At 59.4% G+C, this 20398-nt stretch carries 18 protein-coding genes and 1 tRNA gene; 14 read left to right on the forward strand and 5 right to left on the reverse strand.

All coding sequences use genetic code 11. From position 1 onward, the window contains the following. Positions 1-70: 70 nt before the first annotated feature. Together M1D99_RS11485 and M1D99_RS11490 are read left to right on the forward strand one after the other, a co-directional pair. Positions 71-1555, forward strand: a complete 1485-nt coding sequence (locus M1D99_RS11485) for a helix-turn-helix transcriptional regulator (RefSeq protein ID WP_434575349.1) — start codon at positions 71-73, stop codon at positions 1553-1555. Positions 1556-1796: 241 nt separating this feature from the next. Continuing rightward, positions 1797-2042 carry a DUF1652 domain-containing protein gene (locus M1D99_RS11490; protein WP_434575351.1) on the forward strand — a complete coding sequence of 82 codons (246 nt, stop codon included), beginning with the start codon at positions 1797-1799 and terminating at the stop codon, positions 2040-2042. Positions 2043-2222: 180 nt separating this feature from the next. Here M1D99_RS11490 and M1D99_RS11495 read toward each other — a convergent pair whose 3' ends face one another. Both M1D99_RS11495 and M1D99_RS11500 read right to left on the reverse strand, forming a co-directional pair. Further along, positions 2223-3608 (reverse strand): sensor histidine kinase, encoded by a 1386-nt coding sequence (locus M1D99_RS11495; RefSeq protein ID WP_458131804.1) that lies wholly within the window; start codon positions 3606-3608, stop codon positions 2223-2225. Beyond that, on the reverse strand, positions 3586-4269 hold the full coding sequence (locus M1D99_RS11500) for a response regulator transcription factor (RefSeq protein WP_053122824.1): 684 nt from the start codon (positions 4267-4269) through the stop codon (positions 3586-3588). Before M1D99_RS11500 ends, M1D99_RS11495 begins: the two co-directional genes overlap by 23 nt. A 276-nt stretch (positions 4270-4545) precedes the next feature. Here M1D99_RS11500 and hcnA point away from each other — a divergent pair, with 276 nt between their 5' ends. The 3 genes from hcnA to hcnC are packed head-to-tail and all read left to right on the forward strand — an operon-like array spanning position 4546 to position 7527. Beyond that, positions 4546-4869, forward strand: a complete 324-nt coding sequence (gene hcnA, locus M1D99_RS11505; RefSeq protein WP_458132129.1) for a cyanide-forming glycine dehydrogenase subunit HcnA — start codon at positions 4546-4548, stop codon at positions 4867-4869. After that, the gene (gene hcnB, locus M1D99_RS11510) at positions 4866-6275 is read left to right on the forward strand and encodes a cyanide-forming glycine dehydrogenase subunit HcnB (RefSeq protein WP_458131805.1); all 1410 of its coding nucleotides are present in this window, start codon (positions 4866-4868) and stop codon (positions 6273-6275) included. Before hcnA ends, hcnB begins: the two co-directional genes overlap by 4 nt. Continuing rightward, on the forward strand, positions 6268-7527 hold the full coding sequence (gene hcnC / locus M1D99_RS11515) for a cyanide-forming glycine dehydrogenase subunit HcnC (protein WP_458131806.1): 1260 nt from the start codon (positions 6268-6270) through the stop codon (positions 7525-7527). The genes hcnB and hcnC overlap by 8 nt, the downstream gene beginning before the upstream one ends. A 230-nt stretch (positions 7528-7757) precedes the next feature. Here hcnC and M1D99_RS11520 read toward each other — a convergent pair whose 3' ends face one another. Both M1D99_RS11520 and M1D99_RS11525 read right to left on the reverse strand, forming a co-directional pair. Beyond that, positions 7758-8819, reverse strand: a complete 1062-nt coding sequence (locus M1D99_RS11520; protein WP_458131807.1) for a 3-deoxy-7-phosphoheptulonate synthase — start codon at positions 8817-8819, stop codon at positions 7758-7760. Positions 8820-8866: 47 nt separating this feature from the next. Next, a complete protein-coding gene (locus M1D99_RS11525) occupies positions 8867-9019 on the reverse strand; it encodes a hypothetical protein (RefSeq protein WP_003200270.1) in 153 nt (50 codons plus the stop codon). A 416-nt stretch (positions 9020-9435) separates the two neighbouring features. Here M1D99_RS11525 and M1D99_RS11530 point away from each other — a divergent pair, with 416 nt between their 5' ends. The 8 genes from M1D99_RS11530 to M1D99_RS11565 all read left to right on the forward strand — a co-directional run bounded on the left by M1D99_RS11530 (position 9436) and on the right by M1D99_RS11565 (position 17126). Next, on the forward strand, positions 9436-10194 hold the full coding sequence (locus M1D99_RS11530; protein ID WP_434575361.1) for a carbon-nitrogen hydrolase family protein: 759 nt from the start codon (positions 9436-9438) through the stop codon (positions 10192-10194). 10 nt (positions 10195-10204) lie between these two features. After that, positions 10205-10639 (forward strand): GNAT family N-acetyltransferase, encoded by a 435-nt coding sequence (locus tag M1D99_RS11535; protein ID WP_186706175.1) that lies wholly within the window; start codon positions 10205-10207, stop codon positions 10637-10639. Between the two features lie 127 nt (positions 10640-10766). Further along, positions 10767-11408, forward strand: a complete 642-nt coding sequence (gene gacA, locus M1D99_RS11540) for a response regulator transcription factor GacA (RefSeq protein ID WP_003200277.1) — start codon at positions 10767-10769, stop codon at positions 11406-11408. 2 nt (positions 11409-11410) lie between these two features. Continuing rightward, positions 11411-13234, forward strand: coding sequence for an excinuclease ABC subunit UvrC (uvrC, locus tag M1D99_RS11545; protein WP_192263183.1), 1824 nt, complete (start codon positions 11411-11413; stop codon positions 13232-13234). 32 nt (positions 13235-13266) lie between these two features. Next, positions 13267-13827, forward strand: a complete 561-nt coding sequence (gene pgsA, locus M1D99_RS11550; protein ID WP_018608070.1) for a CDP-diacylglycerol--glycerol-3-phosphate 3-phosphatidyltransferase — start codon at positions 13267-13269, stop codon at positions 13825-13827. A gap of 63 nt (positions 13828-13890) precedes the next feature. After that, positions 13891-13966 (forward strand) — tRNA-Gly (locus tag M1D99_RS11555). A gap of 222 nt (positions 13967-14188) precedes the next feature. Continuing rightward, the gene (locus M1D99_RS11560; protein WP_458131808.1) at positions 14189-16030 is read left to right on the forward strand and encodes a tyrosine-type recombinase/integrase; all 1842 of its coding nucleotides are present in this window, start codon (positions 14189-14191) and stop codon (positions 16028-16030) included. Positions 16031-16283: 253 nt separating this feature from the next. Continuing rightward, the gene (locus M1D99_RS11565; protein ID WP_458131809.1) at positions 16284-17126 is read left to right on the forward strand and encodes a pentapeptide repeat-containing protein; all 843 of its coding nucleotides are present in this window, start codon (positions 16284-16286) and stop codon (positions 17124-17126) included. Between the two features lie 792 nt (positions 17127-17918). Here the strand turns inward: M1D99_RS11565 and M1D99_RS11570 are convergent. Next, entirely contained in the window at positions 17919-18734 is an 816-nt protein-coding gene (locus M1D99_RS11570; protein ID WP_458132130.1) for a WYL domain-containing protein, read from the reverse strand. A 189-nt stretch (positions 18735-18923) separates the two neighbouring features. Between M1D99_RS11570 and M1D99_RS11575 the strand changes: the two genes are divergently transcribed. Next, on the forward strand, positions 18924-20390 hold the full coding sequence (locus M1D99_RS11575; protein ID WP_458131810.1) for a hypothetical protein: 1467 nt from the start codon (positions 18924-18926) through the stop codon (positions 20388-20390). Positions 20391-20398: the final 8 nt, after the last annotated feature.

Raw genomic sequence — 20398 nt, forward strand, 5'->3', positions numbered from 1 at the left:
ATTGCAAAGCCATGTGGTCGTAACTTTCAGCGCATCCATGCTTGAAACCTACTGACCACATGGAGACCCAATGAATCAGCAAGTCCCGACCACCGATACCAACCGTCGTCAATTGCTGCAGATCATTGCCGGGCTGTCCGACGGGGTGATGTTGATCGAGGTCGACCAGACCATTGCCTGGGCCAACGCCGCAGCGTTGGCCATGCACGGCGTCGAGGACCTCAATGAGCTGGGCACCACGGCCCGGCAATACGCCCGGCGTTTTCAATTGCGTTACCGCAACAACCATCCGTTGACCGAAGACAACTACCCCATCGCCCGGGTGGCCCGTGGCGATGAGTTCAGCGATGTGCTGGTGGAGGTTACGCCCAAGGCCGACCCGGATCGCACCTGGGTGCATCGGATTCGCAGCATGATCCTGGCCGACCGTAATGGTGAGCCGGAACTGCTCGTGCTGATCCTCAGCGACGCCACCGAATGGGCCAGCGCCGAGCAGCGTTTCGAAAAGACCTTCGGGGCCAACCCGGCACCGGCGGTGATCTGTCGTCTCAGCGACCTGCGCTACATCAAGGTCAACCCGGGATTCCTGGAGATGACCGGCTATAGCCGCGACCAGGTGATCGGGCGTTCGGTGTACGAACTGGATGTGCTCGAAGCCGCCGAGAAACGTGACCTGGCCATCGAGCGCCTGGGGCAGGGCGCGACCATTCCGCAAATGCAGGCTGAGTTGAAATTGCCCGATGGCACCAGCAAGCAGGTGATCGTCGCCGGCCAGCCCCTGGACCTGCATGACGAAGACTGCATGCTGTTTTCCTTCATGGACATGGAGCCGCGCCGCAAAGCGGAAACGGCGTTGCGCCAGAGCGAGGAGCGCTTTGCCAAGTCGTTCCGCCTGTCGCCCGTGCCCACGTTGGTGTGCAGCGCCGAACAACAGCTGCTGGAGATCAACGAAGCGTTTCTCCAGACCACTGGCTACGCCAGCGAAGAGCTGTTGGGTAAAGCCGTGGAGGAAATCGGTTTCCTCGACAAGGCCGCCAGCGTCGCGCTGTTTGCTCGGCTGGAAAAGGCGGCCGCTGTCTCGAGCATCGACGTCAAGGTGAACAAGAAAGGCGGCGAACTGATCGACTGTGAGGTCGCTGCCGACACGGTGCTTATCCAGGACAAACCCTGCTACCTGCTGGTGCTGATGAACATCACCGAACGCAAGCGCTCGGAACTGGAACTGGTGGCGGCGATCGAGGAGGTGATGAAGGACGCGTCCTGGTTCAGCCGGACCCTGATTGAAAAACTGGCCAACGTGAAGAGCATCAATGCCCAGGTGCCCAGCGCATCCTTCACCGAGCTGACGGCCCGTGAGCGTGATGTGCTGGGGCTCATCTGTGAAGGGTTGGCCGACAAGGAAATCGCCGCGCGCCTGAAGCTTGCGCCTAATACGGTGCGCAATCATGTGGCTACACTGTATTCGAAACTGGATGTCCATAGCCGCAGCGAGGCGATTGTCTGGGCGCGGGAGCGCGGTTTGTTCGCCAATGAATGGCGAATGAAGGCACCATGATAGCCAGTGCAAATGCACCGGATGCGCTGGTGCAAATTCAGGTTTTGCAAGGGGGGGCGGTTCCTTAGGCTGTGAGTGTGCGACATCCTCCGTGATGCCGCGTCCCCCACGAAACACTCAAGGAATACGCCTCAATGTGCTATGAACGAACCCGATATGTGAGCGACAGGATGTCTATGCGGACCAGGAGGTTGGAGCTGTTCACCGTTCATTTGCGCCCCCGGGGCTGAGGGTGCATCGCATGACTCATCTGGCCCCGTTGCGTGCCCGCCTCGAAGAAAGCTTTACGCCGCTGGCCTGCGAATGCAGCCTCAACGGTGACGGCACCCTGACCGTGCGCCTGTATCACCGGGAAAGCGGCGAGGTGGACCTGGTGGTGAGCGGCATGAGTGTCGACAGCGTCCGTTCGGAAGAAAGCATTGCCAAGTTGATCGACGAGCTGCGCTATGAGCTGCAAAACACCCCGCTGCATCGCGGTGAGCCTTGATAACTAAGATCTGGCACACCACACTTTGTGGCGAGGGAGCTTGCTCCCGCTGGGTCGCGCAGCGGCCCCAATATCTGTCGGATGCACACGCCAGCCAAATCCTATCCATCGGTTTTGCGACTGCTTCGCAGCCGAGCGGGAGCAAGCTCCCTCGCCACAGGTGTTGCTCCAGCCCTATGTCTACAACAACGTCGCCCGGCAATCGAGCACCAACCGCGCGCCGCCGTGTTCGCTGCTACCCACTTCCAACATGAACCCATGCAGATTGACGATCGCCGCGACGATCGATAGGCCCAGGCCAAATCCGCCGTGCTGGCTGCTGCCCTCGGCGCGGTAGAAGCGGCGAAACACGGCCTTGCGCTCGGCCTCGGGGATGCCGGGGCCGGAGTCGAGCACTTCGATGCGCGTGCTGTCGCCCTGATCGACCCCGCGCAGGATCACGGTGCCCCCCGGCGGAGTGAACTTGATGGAGTTGCTCAACAGGTTCGACACGGCCTCGAACAGCAAGGCCCGGTCGCCATTGAGCAGGGGCAGGGCGTCGGGCACCTCCAGGATAAAGGTCAGTTCGCCTTCCTCGGCCAGCGGCAGATAAAAATCATGCAGTTCTTGCAGTAGCTGCAACGGATCGAGGCGCACGAAGCCCGAGCGCCGATGCTGGTCCTCCAGTTCGGAAATCCTCAACAAACCGCGAAACCGCGCCATCAGGGTGTCGGTCTCGGCGAGCACCTGGTCCATCTGCAAAGCCTCGGCGGAGCCGTCCGGCGCTTGCTGCTGGATGCGATAAAGTTGGGCGCGCAAGCGCGTCAACGGGGTGCGCAGGTCATGGGCGATGTTGTCGCATACACCCTTGACCTCGTTCATCAAACGTTCGATGCGTTCGAGCATGGCATTGACGATCGCCGCCAGCATGTCCAGCTCATCGCGCCGGCTCGACAACGGCAGGCGATGGGTCAGGTCACCGGCGACGATGGCTTCGGCGCTGGCCTGCAACTGGCGAATCCGTCGTAGCGGTCGGCGGCGCAACAGGTGCCAACCCGCGATGCCCGGCAGGATCGTCAGCGATACCCCCCAGAACAGCGCGTGCAAGATGATCCGCGTCACGGCGAACAGCGAGCCGTTGTCCCGGGCCAGGACCAGCCAGCGACCGTCTTGGGTCCGGGTCGCCACCGCGTCGCAGCTGTCGGAAGGCACGCCCGGTTGATCGGAATCGACGCAGCCGCCGAGCATGTGGATCTTGCCGTCCAGCGGCAGGTCGGCGGGCACCCGCTGGATCGGTCCGCTCAAATGGCGCAATTGCGGATCGAACAGCCCGTAGGCGTCGACCCCACGCTCGTCCAGCGTCAGGCTGGCCATGAGCGCGTCTTCCAGTTGGTCGCCGTGGATCCGCGCGAACAGGTGTTGGCGCTGCATCAGGGAGTGCTTGGCCAGGCTGTCGAGGTAGCCAAACACTTCGTAATACATGACCCCCATCAGGATCGCGCTCCAAATCACGAACAGCGAACTGTACAGCGCCAGCAGACGGCTGCTGGAGGAGCGCCAGCCCTTAGCGGGGTTCAGCAATGACATAGCCGGAACCCCGTACCGTGCGAATCAGCGGTTCCAGGCCCGGCGGGTCGATTTTCTTGCGCAGGCGGCCGATGTGGACGTCGATCAGGTTGGTGCCGGGGTCGAAGTGATAACCCCAGACTTCCTCGAAGATCATCATGCGCGAGAGAATCTGGCCGCTGTTGCGCATCAGGAACTCCAGCAGCTTGTATTCGGTGGGCAGCAGGCTGAGCAGCTGTCCGTTGCGGCTGGCTTCGCGGCTGATCAGGTTCAGCTCCAGGTCGGCCACCCGCAGCGCGGTTTCCGGCTCGCGGGTGCCATTGTTGCGCCGCAGCAGCACTTCGACCCTGGCGGCCATTTCGTCGGTGGCGAACGGCTTGGTCAGGTAATCGTCGCCGCCGGCCCGCAGGCCACGCACGCGTTCGTCCACATCGGAGAGGGCGCTGATCATCAGGATCGGCGTGGCCACGCCCATGGTGCGCAGGGTGGTGACAATCACCAGGCCATCGAGTTCGGGCAGCATGCGGTCGAGGGTGATCAGGTCGTAGTCGCCGCTGACAGCCCGTTCCAGGCCTTCGCGACCGTTGTCGACCCAATCGACATCCAGGCCGTTGCGGGTCAGCTCGGCAACGATTTCACGAGCGGTCACGGCGTCGTCTTCGATGGTCAGGATGCGGTTCATGGGCGGTACCCTGTAGAGAAATTGGAGCGATTGCGCAGCATTCTGCCAAAGAATACCTGTCGGCTTTCTGAAAAAAAGTTCATGAGCCGACGAGCCGATTCGCTGGCCTGGATCAACACTTGGTCACAAATAATCCCTAACATAAATTTCGTGCGCACTATCATGTCGCGTCTGTTGCCCCGCTTCGGTGCGCTGTTGCCGGGTGCCGACGCGAACCGGTGAATGTGTGCCGCAAGGAGCCGAAACTTCACTGAACCTTCAAGGAAGAGCAGCATGATGCAACCTCAAGACGTTCTACGCCGAACATTCGATATCCAGCCGTTGACCCGCGCCGACATGACGGTGCGCCTGGACGGGCAAGTCGTCAACGCCGCCCACGGGGAAACCGTCCTTACCGTCATCCAGTCCCTGGGGCAACGCCAGGTCGCCCGCAACGACCGCGACCAGATCAGCGGCGCCTACTGCGGCATGGGTGTGTGCCAATGCTGCCTGGTCAAGATCGACGGTCGTCACAAGCGCCGTGCCTGCCAGACCCTGGTGCGCCCTGGCATGCAGATCGAAACCCGGGTCAACCGCATCACCGAGACGGAGACGCCATGAGCCTGGATCCGGTGATTGTCGGCGGTGGGCCGGCGGGCATGGCAACGGCCATCGAGCTGGCCTCCCACGGGGTTCGTTGCACACTGCTCGAAGAAGCGCCGCGCCTCGGTGGCGTCGTGTATCGCGGGCCGCTGCGCGATGGCGTCAGCCTCGACTACCTGGGGTCGCGCTACAGTGAAGCCTTGGAGAAACTCCACGGTGAATTCCAGCAACACGCCGCCTTGATCGACGTGCGATTAAGTAGTCGGGTTATCGGCGCCGAAGGCTTCCGGGCGCTGATGCTGCTGAATGCCGACGAGCGCCTGGGGGAGGTCGCCTATTCCCATCTGGTCCTGGCGGCCGGTTGTCATGAACGCAGCGTGCCGTTTCCTGGCTGGACGCTGCCGGGGGTGATGATGCTCGGCGGCCTGCAATTGCAGATCAAGAGCGGCGTGGTCAGGCCGCCGAGCCCGGTGGTGATCGCCGGCACCGGTCCGTTGCTGCCGCTGGTGGCGTGCCAACTGCACGCTTCGGGCGTGGCGGTGGCAGGCGTCTTCGAAGCCTGCGCGTTCGGCCGGATCGCCAAGGAAAGCCTGGCGTTGCTGAACAAGCCGCAGCTGTTCCTCGATGGCCTGAGCATGTTGGCCTACCTCAAGCTCAATCGCATTCCCGTGCGTTATGGCTGGGGCGTGGTACAGGCTGACGGCGAGGGCGAGTTGAGCCACGTCACCGTCGCGCCTTACTCCACGACCTGGGAACCCGACCTCAAACGCGTCGAACAGGTGCCGGCCCAGACCCTGGCGGTCGGCTACGGCTTTATCCCGCGGACTCAATTGAGCCAGCAGATGGGCCTGGAGCACGGTTTCAGCGAGGACGGTTATTTGCGGGTGGTGTCCGATGCCTGGCAGCAAAGCAGCGAAGCGCACATTCATCTGGCCGGCGACATGGGCGGGATTCGTGGCGGTGAAGCGGCCATGCTCAGCGGGCGCATCGCAGCGCTGTCGATCCTGATGCAACGCAACGTACTCGATCCGTCCGAGGCCCTGGCCCAGCGGGAACGCTACCAGGCGCAACTGCAGCGGATCATTCGCTTTCGCGCCGCCGTGGATCGCTACACCCAGCGTGGCGCCGGACAAACCGCCTTGCCGGCCGCCGACACGGTGATCTGCCGCTGTGAACACGCCACCCGCGCCGACATCGACCGGGCGCTGGAGCAAGGCGTGCAGGACATGGCCAGCCTGAAGATGCGCACCCGCGTGAGCATGGGCGATTGCCAGGGGCGGATGTGCGTTGGCTATTGCAGCGACCGCTTGCGCGAAGCCACCGGTCGCTCCGACGTCGGTTGGCTGAGGCCGCGTTTTCCTATCGACCCGATTCCCTTTTCAGCGTTCCAGAACGTCGCCACGGAGGCCGTTTCCCATGATTAAGGACTATGACGTAGTTATCGCCGGAGGTGGTGTGATCGGGGCTTCGTGCGCCTATCAACTGTCCAAGCGCAAACACCTGAAGATCGCCTTGATCGACGCCAAGCGCCCCGGCAACGCGACCCGCGCTTCGGCGGGTGGGCTGTGGGCCATCGGTGAGTCGGTGGGCCTGGGGTGCGGGGTGATCTTCTTTCGCATGATGTCGGCCAACCGCAAGCGCCAGACCCAGGGCGCCGCTGTGGCGGTGGATGCCAGCACCCCGCACATCCTGCCCCAGTCTTTTTTTGATTTCGCCTTGCAATCCAACGCAATGTATCCGCAGTTGCACCGCGAATTGATCGACCGTCACGGCATGGATTTCAAGTTCGAGGAGACCGGGCTCAAGTTCGTGATCTACGACGAGGAAGACCGTTCGTACGCTGAGCACATCGTCGCCTGCATTCCCCACCTGGCAGACCAGGTGCGCTGGCTCAACCAGGCGGCCCTGCGCGCGGCAGAGCCGAATGTCAGCCATGAAGCCCTCGGGGCGCTGGAATTTCTCTGCGATCACCAAGTCAGTCCGTTCCGCCTGGCCGACGCCTACACCGAAGGCGCCCGACAGAACGGCGTCGACCTGTTCTTCAACACCCATGTGACCGAGGTGCTGCGCAACGGCACGCGGGTGACCGGGGTGCAAACCGCCGAGGCGGGGACGTTCAACTGCCGAACCCTGATCAACGCCGCCGGTGCCTGGGCCGCGGACCTGAGCGAGCAGGCCACTGGCGTGCGGATTCCGGTCAAGCCGGTCAAGGGCCAGATCCTGCTGACGGAGCGCATGCCGAAAATCCTCAACGGCTGCCTGACCACCAGCGACTGCTATGTGGCGCAGAAAGACAACGGTGAAATCCTGATTGGCAGCACCACGGAAGACAAAGGCTTCGACGTGACCACGACATATCCGGAGATCGAAGGGCTGGTGCAAGGCGCGGTGCGCTGTATCCCGCAGTTGATCGACATCAATCTGAAACGAACCTGGGCCGGCCTGCGCCCGGGTTCGCCCGATGAGTTGCCGATCTTGGGGCCGATGCGCGGAGTGGCGGGCTACCTCAACGCCTGCGGGCATTTTCGCACCGGCATCCTGACCTCGGCCATCACCGGGGTGCTGCTGGATAAACTGGTGAACAACGAACCCCTGCCACTGGACATCACCCCGTTCCTGGCGGACCGCTTCGAAGTGGCGCCGACGGTAAAGCCCAGGGAAGTGGAGCTGGCCTGAGCAATCGCCGCACATAGCCAGCAGCGACCCGGGGACAAAAACTGTGGGAGCGAGCCTGCTCGCGATGGCGTCGTATCAGCCAACATCAATGTCGCCTGACATACCGCTATCGCGAGCAAGCTCGCTCCCACAGGGGGGGGCGGTGGTGTACCTGAAATCCTGGTACACCACAGAGCCCTGTGGGAGCGAGCTTGCTCGCGAATGACGTCAGGTCAGTCAGTACCTATTAGTCATTGCAGCTTGCGATGAGCCTCACGCAATAGTTGCTCGGTGGACTCCCAGCCCAGGCAACCATCGGTGACCGAGACGCCGTAGCGCATCGACGGGCCCAGCGGCTGGCAGCCTTCGAACAGGTGACTTTCGAGCATCATGCCGATCAGGGAACGGTTCCCTTGCAGTCGTTGTTCCAGCACGTCATTGAAAACCTGGGGCTGGCGCAACGGGTCTTTGCCGCTGTTGGCGTGGCTGCAATCCACCATGATCCGCGCCGGTATCTCCAGGCGGGTCAGGTCGTGGTGTATCTGCGAGACGCTCTGGCGGTCATAGTTCGGCCCACGATGGCCGCCGCGCAGCACCAGATGGGTGTCGGGGTTGCCCGGCGTCTGGATGATCGCCGGATGCCCCTGGCTGTCAACGCCGAAATGCCGATGGGGGTGGGCCGCAGAGCGCATGGCGTCGCAGGCAATGCCGACTCCGCCGTCCGTGCCGTTCTTGAACCCTACCGGCATGCCCAGGCCGCTGGCCATTTCCCGGTGGATCTGCGATTCGGTGGTGCGCGCGCCAATGGCGACCCAACTGAGCAGGTCATCGAAGTAATTGGCGGCCATGGGTTGCAGCAATTCGGTGGCGACGGGCAGGCCCAACTGGAGTACGTCGCGCATTAGCGCCCGGGACAAGGTCAGGCCGGCGCCCATGTCATCGCTGCCGTCCAGGCCAGGGTCGTAGGCCAGGCCTTTCCAACCGACGGTCGTGCGGGGCTTTTCCACGTAGGCACGCATGACCAATAGCATGCTGTCACTCACTTCGTGGGCCAGGCGAGCCAGGTTGGCGGCGTATTCGAGGGCGGATTTCGGATCGTGGATCGAGCAGGGGCCGACGATGACCAGCAGGCGGGCATCTTCACCGTCGAGGATCGCGCGGATGGCCTGGCGATGGGCACTCACTTGGTGGCTCAACGCGGTGCTGAGCGGCAATTGCTGCTTGAGTTGCAACGAACTGGGCAGACGCAGGGTCAGGGCTTCGTTGGCAGGATTGAGCGTGGACAGCGGCAAAGCGGAGACGGACGAATTCATGATTTGGCTTCCTGGACGGGTGGCGGGTTCATTCCCGCGCGCCGGTCCTAGTGGGGTGTTCGACAATTGGCCGGATTGGCCCGCAATTGAGGCTTGCCACCGGTAGGTGACCGATCGGAGGCGGCAGGCTGTCCCGAACGGTGGCTGGTAAATCGCCAGGCGGAAAAACTGTCGTAACGGTAATAAGTGGCGTAGTTCATGGTTCAATCCTCAAGTTGTCTGATGCTGCAAATGTTTGGGGCCTGAAAAAACAAAACCCCCGGTCGGGAGGCCGACCGGGGGTTTGGAAAACTCTGGAAGGCGACCCGTTTAAAGTGGGCGCCGGTTGGGTATCAGGCGCGCCAGTGGCTAAACCAATACCCAAAATAAAAGCTGACCGGAGTTTGAACGCTGTTCGCCCGGGCAGCCGCAACCGAGCGCGGGGCGCTGGCGGTTTTAAGCGGTGAGAGGGCGTTGAACATGGTCTGTCTCCGATGAATGGCCCCGAGCTTACTAGAGGGCGGGGCGCCGGTTCAATCAGAAAATTCTATCGGGGGCATGTAAGTGTTCGCTCTGGCTTGAGTCCGCAGGGCTTTATGACAAACTTCAGGTTTGCACCGCCTTCCAGGGATGAACCATGACCGTTCCAACATTTGCCGCCGCCCAGTCGATCTCCATTGCGGGGGACACTCGCGCCAATCTCGCCAGCCATCAGCGTTTCATGCAAGCCGCCGCTGAACAGGGGGTGCAGTTGCTGGTCTTTCCTGAGTTGTCGCTCACCGGTTACGAACGTGGCCTGGCGGCAGATCTGGCGGTCCTGCCGGAGGATGCCGTATTGCAACCGCTGCGTGATTTGGCGCAAGCGCTCGGTCTGACCACCATGGTGGGCATGCCGATTCGGCTGTCGGCGGACGGCCCGGTGTTGATCGGCGCGCTGGTGCTCGGCGCCGACGGTTCCCTCGGGGTGTACAGCAAGCAGCACCTGCACCCGGGGGAAGAAGTCGCCTTCGCCCCGGGCCATGGTGGCTCGATGCTGACGATGGGGCAGGATCGCATCGCGCTGGCGGTGTGTGCTGATTTCTCCCACGCCAACCATGCGGCCGCGGCAGCCGGGCAGGGCGCGACGCTGTATGCCGCGGGGGTGTTGATCACCGAGGGTGGCTACGTGCCGGATACGACCTTGTTGCAAGGCTATGCCCGGCATCACACCATGACCGTGCTGATGGCGAATCATGGCGGCGTCACGGGCGGTTGGGAATCGGCTGGCCGCAGCGCCATTTGGGGCCCGGACGGTTCGCTGCTCGTGGCAGCACCGGGCACCGGTGAGTGGTTGGTGATCGCTCGCCGCGGCGCCAACGGCTGGGCCGGGCAAGCCATGCCGGTGGCAGTGCTTTAACGAGGTATTCATGAGTTTCGAATGGCGTGCCGCAACGAACGGGGATATCGACTTCGCCCGGCAACTGACCTGCGACAACATGCTTGCTTATTACCTCAGGCATGATTTGCTCTGGCAGGACGAAGCGTTCGACCTGGCCTGGATCATTCGGCAGAACTGGATAATCAGCCGGGCAGGCCAGGCGCTGGGGTTTGTCAGCCTCAGCCGTGATGCCCGGGCGTTGTACATTCGCGAATTGCAGATAGACCAGGCGTTTCGCGGACAGGGCGCCGGGACCTGGGCGATCGGACAGGTTTGGGACTTGGTGGGGTTGGAGCGTCGGCCGGCGCTGCGCCTGACCGTATTCAAGGATAATCCGGCCAGGGCGTTGTACGAACGCATGGGCCTGCGGGTCGTCGGCGAGGACGAGTGTTTCCTCAGGATGCAGCGAGACGCCGGTGCTTGAAGCCTCGGATACCGTGGCGATAAAGATGCGTTGTAACTTTTATCTGTCCCTTTGCGCTAGGTCTGCGGGATGCTTTTTTGCTAAGGTGTCGTGCAACCCAAATAAGACCAAATCGTGAGGTGTCTGCTTGATTAGGGTGTTAGTGGTCGATGACCATGATCTCGTCCGTACGGGCATTACACGAATGCTGGCTGACATCGATGGCCTGCAGGTAGTTGGCCAGGCTGAATCCGGGGAAGAGTCCCTGATCAAGGCGCGTGAATTGAAGCCCGACGTGGTGCTGATGGACGTCAAGATGCCCGGCATCGGCGGCCTGGAAGCCACGCGCAAGCTGCTGCGCAGTCACCCGGACATCAAGGTGGTCGCAGTGACCGTCTGTGAAGAGGACCCATTCCCCACCCGGCTGTTGCAGGCGGGCGCGGCGGGTTACCTCACCAAGGGTGCTGGCTTGAACGAGATGGTCCAGGCCATTCGTCTGGTTTTCGCCGGGCAGCGCTACATCAGCCCGCAAATCGCCCAGCAATTGGCGATCAAGTCGTTCCAGCCAACCAACGACTCGCCCTTCGACGCACTGTCGGAGCGGGAAATCCAGATTGCCCTGATGATTGTCGGTTGCCAGAAGGTGCAGATCATCTCCGACAAGCTGTGCCTGTCGCCTAAAACCGTCAACACCTACCGTTACCGTATCTTCGAGAAGCTTTCGATCAGCAGTGATGTCGAATTGACACTGTTGGCGGTGCGCCACGGCATGGTCGATGCCAGCGCCTGAACATGACTGAATTGTTTGATCCCAGCGCGTTCCTCTCCACTTGCAGCGGTCGCCCCGGCGTGTACCGCATGTTCGACAGCGAGGCGCGCCTGCTTTACGTCGGCAAGGCCAAGAACCTCAAGAAGCGCCTGGCCAGTTACTTTCGCAAGACCGGCCTCGCGCCGAAGACCTCCGCCCTGGTGGGGCGCATCGCGCAAATCGAAACGACGATCACCGCCAATGAAACCGAGGCGCTGCTGCTCGAGCAGACGCTGATCAAGGAATGGCGCCCGCCGTACAACATCCTGCTGCGGGACGACAAATCCTACCCCTACGTGTTTCTGTCCGACGGGGCCTTTCCGCGCCTGAGCATTCATCGAGGCGCAAAAAAGGCCAAGGGTCGCTATTTCGGCCCGTATCCCAGCGCCGGGGCGATTCGTGAAAGCCTCAGCCTGTTGCAGAAGACGTTTTTCGTTCGCCAGTGTGAAGACAGCTACTACAAGAACCGCACCCGGCCCTGCCTGCAATACCAGATCAAGCGCTGCAAGGCGCCTTGCGTGGGGTTTGTCGAGCCGCAGGTCTACGCCGAGGACGTGCGTCACTCGGTGATGTTCCTGGAAGGCCGCAGCAATGCGCTGACCGATGAACTGTCGGCGGCCATGGAGGACGCGGCGGTGAACCTTGAATTCGAACGGGCCGCCGAACTGCGGGACCAGATCGGCCTGCTGCGCCGCGTGCAGGACCAGCAAAGCATGGAAGGTGGCAGCGGTGACGTTGATGTAATCGCCGCGTTCATCAACCCGGGCGGCGCCTGCGTGCATTTGATCAGCGTGCGGGGCGGTCGCGTGCTGGGCAGCAAGAACTTCTTCCCGCAAGTGGGTATCGAGGAAGACGTGGCCGAGGTCATGGCCGCTTTCCTGGGCCAGTACTACATCAGCAGTCCGGAACGCGACTTGCCTGCCGAGTTGATCGTCAATGTGGTCCATGAGGATTTCCCGGCCCTGATCGAAGCCATCGACAAGCTTCGCGGTCGTGAACTGACCATCAGCCACCGTGTTCGCGGCACCCGTGCCCGTTGGCAGCAACTGGCGGTGACCAACGCCGAGCAGGCCTTGGGCGCGCGCCTGGCCAACCGGCAACACGTGGCGGCGCGGTTCGATGCCCTGGCCGATGTCCTCAACCTGGACGAGCCGCCGCAGCGACTGGAGTGCTACGACATCAGCCATTCCAGTGGCGAGGCGACCGTGGCGTCCTGCGTGGTCTTCGGTCCGGAAGGCCCGATCAAGTCCGATTACCGCCGCTACAACATCGAAGGCGTCACGCCCGGCGATGACTACGCGGCGATGCACCAGGCATTGATGCGCCGCTTCGGCAAGCTCAAGGACGGGGAGGGCAAGTTGCCGGACATCCTTCTGGTGGACGGCGGCAAGGGCCAGTTGTCCATGGCCCGCGATGTGCTCAATGAGCTGATGGTCCCCGACCTGATCCTGCTGGGCGTGGCCAAGGGCGCGACGCGCAAGGCCGGTTTCGAGACCTTGTACCTGAACGATGCCGCCCATGAATTCACCCTCAAGGGCGATTCGCCGGCGCTGCACCTGATCCAGCAGATCCGCGACGAAGCCCACCGTTTCGCCATAACCGGACACCGTGCCCGTCGCGGCAAGACGCGCCGTACGTCTACACTGGAAGGTGTGGCAGGCGTCGGCCCGACGCGCCGTCGCGACTTGTTGAAACATTTTGGTGGATTGCAGGAACTGTCTCGTGCCAGCATCGAGGAGATAGCCAAAGCACCCGGTATCAGTAAAAAGCTCGCTGAGTCGATTTATGCAAACCTGCACAGCGAGTAGAATGCCCGTCAACCTCGCAGCCAGTTGTGCCGATGAATATCCCAAATCTGATTACCGTTCTACGCGTCCTGCTCATTCCGATCTTCATTTTGCTGTTCTATTTGCCGTACCACTGGAGCTACGTGGCTTCCGCCTCGGTCTTCGCCTTCGCCGCCGCGACGGACTGGCTGGATGGTTACCTGGCCCGACGCCTCGAGCAGAGCACGCCGTTCGGTGCCTTCCTCGACCCGGTGGCCGACAAGCTGATGGTCGCGGTGGCCCTGGTGCTGCTGGTGCAAGAGCACGGCAACCTCTGGCTGACCTTGCCGGCGGCGGTGATCATCGGCCGCGAAATCGTCGTCTCGGCGCTCCGTGAATGGATGGCCGAGCTGGGCGCCCGCGCCCAGGTCGCGGTGTCGAACCTCGGCAAATGGAAAACCGCCGCGCAGATGCTCGCCCTGGTGATCCTGCTGGCCAACCCTTCGGATTTCAGTTTCTGGGTGCTGTTGGGCTATGCGCTGTTGCTGGTTTCCGCAGGGCTTACGCTGTGGTCGATGGTCCAATACCTGCGCGCCGCCTGGCCGCATCTGCGGACGGATGTTGAGCCGAAATAAAACTTTTTTGAATCAAAGGGTTGACGGCGTAATTTGAATCTATAGAATGCGCCACACCAAGACGCGGGAATAGCTCAGTTGGTAGAGCACGACCTTGCCAAGGTCGGGGTCGCGAGTTCGAGTCTCGTTTCCCGCTCCAAATATTGCGCTACAGAGTTCCACTGAATTCTGTAAGTGATTGAAATCAGGGCCTTTAGGCCCTTTTTTTGTTCCAGCGGGAACCACTGAAATCCAGCACTATCCGGTGCGTTTAAGTCCAGAATTGAGTCCAGAATTCTGACGAGCACTGAATCGGTTTGTTGCTGGAGCAGTTTGCGCAACGAGACGAGCATCTGGCCCTGACTCTGTTCAGGAGCTCGCGATGGCACTCTCAGAAATGACAGTTCGGCACGCCCGAATCACCGGTAATGACTACACCCTCGGCGACAGTGATGGTCTCACACTCAATGTGACGGCCAGAGGCGGCAAAGTCTGGCTCTTCCGCTACTACTGGGCGGGCAAGCAGAAGCGCATGTCCCTCGGCAGTTATCCCCAAATTGGGCTTAAAGAAGCCCGTACCCGTCGTGATGAAGCCCGTACCTTGGTTGCCCAAGGCATCAATCCCTATGAGCATCGCAAACAACAGCGGCTTGCTGTTCATGCTGCGAAGGAGCACACCTTCGAGGCTGTGTTCAATCAGTGGGTGGAGTTCCGCAGGCTCAGTTTGAAGGAAGGGCGCCAGAGCACGCTCTCGCAGATCTTGAGAATCTTCAATAAGGACGTCCTGCCCACGCTGGGCGGACGCTCCATCTACGATATCAATCGTCACGATCTATTGGATTTGCTGAGCAGGATCGAACAGCGCAACGCCTTAACGACTGCCGAAAAATGCCGGACTTGGTTCAACCAATTGTTCCGCTATGCGCTGGTGAAGATCGAGGGGCTGGAACACAACCCAGCTTCAGACCTTGATGTAGTTGCACTCCCCAAACCTCCGGTTACGCACAATCCATTTCTTCGTATGGACGAGCTCCCGGCGTTAATGGCTGCTCTTCGAAATTACGGTGGCGCCAATCAAACTCGGCTTGGCCTTCGGTTGTTGTTGCTGACCGGTGTCCGCACGGGCGAATTGCGGTTGGCGACACCCGACCAGTTCGATTTGGAGAAGCGCTTGTGGGTCATACCGGCGGAAGTGGTGAAACAACTCCAGTTAGCGATGCGCAAGCCAGGTAAGCAGACCCAAAATGTACCGCCTTATATCGTGCCGCTGTCGGTTCAGGCGCTGGAGATCGTGCGTCATTTGTTGGACCAGGTTGTTCCCGCGCAGCGCTACTTGTTTGCGCATCGAAGCGACCTGAGCAAACGCATCAGCGAGAACACGCTGAATGGCGCGTTACGTCGGATGGGATACGCCGATCAACTCACCGGTCACGGCATGAGGGCAACGATCTCGACGGCGCTGAATGAGATCGGGTATCCAAAGGTTTGGGTGGATGCTCAGCTTTCTCATGCTGATCCGGACAAGGTAAGTGCGGCCTACAATCATGCGGAATACGTCGAGCAGCGCCGGACGATGATGCAGGACTGGGCAAATCGTTTGGATCTGTGGGGGCAGGGCCAGCTGAAAGCGGCAAGTTCTCCGCTGACCATTCGTTTAGAGGGTGCAGCTTCGTTACCTTCGTTGGAAAGCGCGAATGCAAACGCCGTTCTGTACAGCAGTGGCTTCCCCGCGACGACGGTTCCAGCGTCCAAAATATCCGTCAGCAACGAACCGGTCCTTAACGCGGCTCAGTATTCACCTGTCCTACTTGCTCCAACGCAGACTGAACAGTTGCGCGAACCCCAAGTATCAGACATACAACGTCAGCGCGCCGAGATGCTCGCCACCTATGAAGCTTCGACTAATCTGCCGCTGCTTGTCTTCGCCAAGCTGGCAGGCAAATCCCGAGATCAGATCAATCGTGATATCAAGGCTCGCCGTCTTTTATCCCTAAGCCTGGGGAATCGTGGTCAGCGCATTCCCGATTGGCAGCTTGATCCATTGCGGCACGAGTTGGTACTTGCTGCGTTAGCGCGATTTCCGGATGTCGATGCGTGGAGGCTTTATCGGGCGGTCTGTGAGCCCCATGAGCGACTGAAAGGGCGTTCGCCAATCGATGTGCTCACACTGGAGAATTTCGACGTGACTGCACGAATCGTTTGCAGTGCGCTGGGTTCAAGCTGAGCTGTCTTCGAGCGGTGACAACGGATGTTGCCGCTTGCATTCAGGAGGCCAGGCCGAATGCGAGTCTGAAAGTGATGTGGCAGCGTCTTGACGACAGCCCAGTAATTTTTCATCATTATGCCTCGCGCCACTGACGGAGGCGTTCGGCCCTAGCTTGGTGAAGCCCCTGCACCGTCGTGTTACCCCCTCTTTATAAACCATCTCAATGGTCAGCATCCTCTAGGGTTCCATGCTGATAATTTGAGGTTCGGTCATGAACACTCCAGCTACACCTTCACTTTCGATTTTGAAGTCTGATGCAGAGAGACTTTTACGTGATGCTCGTGACGGCTGCCCAGACGCAGTGATTCGACTTGTGCAACAAGGCTTTCGAAGAGCCGAGGAGCTCACGCACGATACATGTTTGCGGGTCGTTGCCGAGGAGTATGGTACGACCTTCGTTGAGGCAGTCCGCGAAGAGAAGCTGATCTCCCGTTATGTCCAGCATTCAGAAGCAAAGGGGTTCTGGCGTGAGCCTTATGGGTACCCGTTCCGTCGTGCCCGGTACTTGCGGCAATTTGATGCTTTGGTGGAGTCTCTTCGCGATCAGGTGCCTTTGGCTGTGACAGCTCAGAAACGAGGTGTTGATTTCGCCGGTTTCCATTTCAGCAGCTTGCTATTCGGACGCATTGATCAGGTGCTGAAGCGGCGCAATGTGCCTGATTTTAGCCATCTTCAGGCTCCTGGCAGCCTTGTTCACTGGCACTGGGTATTGGACGTCGTCAAGTACAACCACGCAAATTTCAGTGATGCGAAGTTTTATACGGTCACCGCAGACCCTCTCACACGTCCTGGCGGACATTTCTGGATGGCGGATTTCAGCTATGCAAATCTGTCAGGTGCTGACTTCCGTGGCTCGTACATGAGAGGTGCAAAATTTGTAGGTGCCGACTTAGACGGCGCTGACTTCCGAAACGCCAACATCTTTGAAACAGACTTCACCGGATCACAAGGTGGGTATCTCACTGGAAAGCTGGGGGATGAAGATTGGGATGTTGGGCCGAAAAGGAAAGTGCGTGTAAAAGCTAGCCGAAGCAGATTCTCGGCTAAGGCATAAAGGGCAAAGGCTCTAGGGGAGTAGATGAGCTAGCGCGTCGGGACTAAAAAGGCGTTTTGTCCCGACCGCTTTTCCGGCCGCTAGCTCGCTTGAGGGCATATGGAGAACATCTACTAAATGCAGCAGAAGCTGAGCTCTACTCTCTCCATCCATATCTCCGAAAAACATTTTAACTGGGTTCTAGTACGGTAGTTTCATTGAAAAAATCTTAATATGCCCCCAATTTTGCCCCCACTCCGACGCCTTACATGAGCGATCACCAATGGCGATTCCTGACGAAATCCAGTATGGCTCTGGGTGGCTTTGAATTTACGCCCAAACTGGGGTTAGCTGCGGGGAGGTATGGAAGCGGCACGCTCAGAGGTTCTCCCTCGGTGAGCTGGAACCAAAGCAGGTTATGCGCAGCTCAATTCTTGTTCGGCCCTGCTAATGCAAAGTGACCGGTTCGGTTCGACACGTGTCGGGTGGCGAGGCGCAGCACGCGGGCGGTCGAATGCTCGCGCCCGCGTGCCCAAGTACCGCTTTTGCCGACGCCGGCCTTGGCTCTGCGATTACATCAGGGGCGTCATGTGCCTTTGTGTCGATGCAGTGGAATAGGAGCTCGCCTTGTTTTGACCGAACACATTAACGGTAGCTAACAGAATAGCCGTGATTAGAACACTGGTAGCTGAATGATCATCGTCAATGGCTTTTACCTGCAGAGCGATAAGTTGATTAGCTCGAGGTCAAATCTACCGATTGAGCACCCAAACGAGAAAACCATCGCCAGTGCCTCCTACCATCCATTCAAAATTAGCGCGCGTCAGGTGCGACATAACCCGGGGCAAGGATCGCGTTCTTGACGCCGTACAGTGCCAAGGGGTCGGACAACCACAACCTAAATTCTGGGCCCCTGAGGCTGTGATCTGGTGAACAGTCCACGCTCCACTTGCGTAGGGTGTAGCCCGCCGTGGCCGCCCGAAGTTTTAGCGACAGCATTCCATCAACCATTGCGTAATCCATGAGCGTGACTTCCGGTCGCGGTTGATCTGGGTGAGGGATAAGTGTCAATTCAACGATTCTCGTCCACTGGATGTCTCGATCGCTCGTCTCGTGAACAGCAACGGGATCATCGGGAAGAGGGCTCGCCTTGTGGATCCGGGTAATGACGAAATCTCGGAACTCTTCCGATTTCCTGTCAAACCCACGAACATGCCAGCGAAGTCCATTGTCGATCAGAGAAAACGGCACGATGACGCGTTGGCTGGAACCGTTCAACGACTCGTAATCAATCTGCAATGGGCATTTCTGATGAATCGCCTGGGTGACGTGAGCCAGGATACCGAGCTTCGGCCACGACAGTTGATCAGGAAAATCGACCGTGATCCCAGGTGTGGTGTTTCGGGGTTCCCCATCGCCTAACCCTTTGGTGACCCAAATTAGCGCTTGTTCCGCAGTGGAATCGAACAGGCTCTCGAAGTACTCACTGGCTTTGTAGATACGCGAACTCGCGTCATACACCAAGTTGTGCGAACTGAGTGTTTTGTACAACGCGATGTCCCGGCTAGCAGCCGCTTCCTGAATTTCAAAGCGCTCGATTAAGTGCTGACGTTTGAGCTCACCTAGCATACGTAGTCTGAGATCTATGAAGGCGAGGCGGTCTCGTTGTGGCTGACTGAGGTGTTCAAGCATGGTCGAACTTTTTGTAATGAAGGGGATTGTGATATTACACGATCATCAATAGAATTCCTGAATTGCTATCAAAATGATGAGCATTAGGAATAATATTGATCTCATTGCTAAGCAGATTAGAACTCCATGCCAAACGAACAGCTGCCCGATGCATCCGATTCGCTGGGCGAGCCCAAGAGCGAGTTGATCGACTTATCGCCTCAGTTGCGAAATCAGCGGTTGCTGGAACCAATGAACCAGCTCCATGCGACTCGTAACTTCCATCAAGACGAGCATGGAGAGCCTCTGTTTGATGGACTGGACACCCACTACCTGTGCATGGCCACCCTCAATTTCATGATGGAGGGATCTGCTGTCGGCGCGGGATACAGCATGGCGGATGTGCACACCTACGTGAATTCACTGATCAGTCGGATCCGGCCAGAAAAATCCAGCTCAGCGTGTGCAAAGGCATCCGATGTCGTGATTGGCTGTTTGAGCAATAAAGCGGAGAACTACAAAGAATTCGAATTCACCTACTTTCACGCACCCTCTCTGCAAACCCTCGTGTACCGCTTTCGCCTGGTGACTCTTGAGCCGGATCTTGATGATGTCTATCGGTATCGCCCCTCACCAGAGGGTTATCTGCTTCTGATCGGCATGCTGAATGTGGACGTTGAAGATCAGCAGATTCTCATGGAAAAGATGATGCAGATCCTGATCGAAAGGGGGCGCTTTGAGCAGGCCGCGGAGTTCGCCAGGCGCGCCATGGTGCTTTCCATTGAGCATCGGCAACACATTCATGGGCAAATCACTCAGGCGATCCGCGCACCAGGAACGGTGAGATGGAGTGCGGACATCAAGCCTCGATTAGACGACTCGCGTCAGCACGTCAAAGCCCGTCAGGAGGAAGAGGGGCGGCTGCTTATGGCGATTCGCAACAAGATTGGTGAAGTAGAAAACATCAAGAGCAAACAAGAGCTTTCAAGCCTGCATGACTTGTTGTCGAAGGCCGGAACCGTGAGAGCCCGGCTGCAGCTTGAAGTTAGCAGCGCCGAAGGGCGTTTCATCGAGGCTCAGACAGCCGCGTTTCGAGCCCGAAAATCTTCCGGCATTCCTGATCTTGAGACACATCTTCTTCCGCAAGCAATGATCCGCCCAGGAGCGCAGTTGGCCCAGGCGGCCGAAGATCTCATTGTCAGTTTGTTCCCGGCCGTGTTTCCCAAAACACCTGATTTATCGAACCTGCTCAGCATCCTGATGGAGCGACGTCAGTTAACCAAAGACGCAGATGACGACGAGGATGACGACCAGTTCGAGCCGTTCCAGGTCTGGCCAGATCCGTTTCCAGATCAATTGGTCGTAAAAATTTCTCAATGGTTATCCGCAAAATTTGAAGAAAACCGCTCTTGGCGGATTGATGAACTGATAGGTGCGGGAACACACGAAGGCTTCAGTGCGATTGAGCAACAGTGCATTGCGTTCTGCCTTTATCGCAGCTTCCCCGACAGCGAATCAGAATTTGAAAACCACCATGCCGTGCTCGATGGTGAATATGAAACCCGGGTGGTCCGAGGCGACAACCTCAGGTTCGACGTCAAGACAAAGGTCTAGGAGGTTCA

It is taken from the genome of Pseudomonas sp. R3-41, assembly GCF_054161485.1.

What these genes read in the sequence shown, in the direction of transcription:
- M1D99_RS11485 (WP_434575349.1), top strand. Translation starts at nt 71, where the DNA reads ATGAATCAGCAAGTCCCGACCACCGATACCAACCGTCGTCAATTGCTG.
- uvrC (WP_192263183.1), top strand. Translation starts at nt 11,411, where the DNA reads ATGACTGAATTGTTTGATCCCAGCGCGTTCCTCTCCACTTGCAGCGGT.
- M1D99_RS11565 (WP_458131809.1), top strand. Translation starts at nt 16,284, where the DNA reads ATGAACACTCCAGCTACACCTTCACTTTCGATTTTGAAGTCTGATGCA.
- M1D99_RS11520 (WP_458131807.1), bottom strand. Translation starts at nt 8,819, where the DNA reads ATGAATTCGTCCGTCTCCGCTTTGCCGCTGTCCACGCTCAATCCTGCC.
- hcnC (WP_458131806.1), top strand. Translation starts at nt 6,268, where the DNA reads ATGATTAAGGACTATGACGTAGTTATCGCCGGAGGTGGTGTGATCGGG.
- M1D99_RS11495 (WP_458131804.1), bottom strand. Translation starts at nt 3,608, where the DNA reads ATGTCATTGCTGAACCCCGCTAAGGGCTGGCGCTCCTCCAGCAGCCGT.
- M1D99_RS11570 (WP_458132130.1), bottom strand. Translation starts at nt 18,734, where the DNA reads ATGCTAGGTGAGCTCAAACGTCAGCACTTAATCGAGCGCTTTGAAATT.
- M1D99_RS11525 (WP_003200270.1), bottom strand. Translation starts at nt 9,019, where the DNA reads ATGAACTACGCCACTTATTACCGTTACGACAGTTTTTCCGCCTGGCGA.
- pgsA (WP_018608070.1), top strand. Translation starts at nt 13,267, where the DNA reads ATGAATATCCCAAATCTGATTACCGTTCTACGCGTCCTGCTCATTCCG.
- M1D99_RS11560 (WP_458131808.1), top strand. Translation starts at nt 14,189, where the DNA reads ATGGCACTCTCAGAAATGACAGTTCGGCACGCCCGAATCACCGGTAAT.
- M1D99_RS11500 (WP_053122824.1), bottom strand. Translation starts at nt 4,269, where the DNA reads ATGAACCGCATCCTGACCATCGAAGACGACGCCGTGACCGCTCGTGAA.
- M1D99_RS11535 (WP_186706175.1), top strand. Translation starts at nt 10,205, where the DNA reads ATGAGTTTCGAATGGCGTGCCGCAACGAACGGGGATATCGACTTCGCC.
- M1D99_RS11575 (WP_458131810.1), top strand. Translation starts at nt 18,924, where the DNA reads ATGCCAAACGAACAGCTGCCCGATGCATCCGATTCGCTGGGCGAGCCC.
- M1D99_RS11530 (WP_434575361.1), top strand. Translation starts at nt 9,436, where the DNA reads ATGACCGTTCCAACATTTGCCGCCGCCCAGTCGATCTCCATTGCGGGG.
- hcnA (WP_458132129.1), top strand. Translation starts at nt 4,546, where the DNA reads ATGCAACCTCAAGACGTTCTACGCCGAACATTCGATATCCAGCCGTTG.
- M1D99_RS11490 (WP_434575351.1), top strand. Translation starts at nt 1,797, where the DNA reads ATGACTCATCTGGCCCCGTTGCGTGCCCGCCTCGAAGAAAGCTTTACG.
- hcnB (WP_458131805.1), top strand. Translation starts at nt 4,866, where the DNA reads ATGAGCCTGGATCCGGTGATTGTCGGCGGTGGGCCGGCGGGCATGGCA.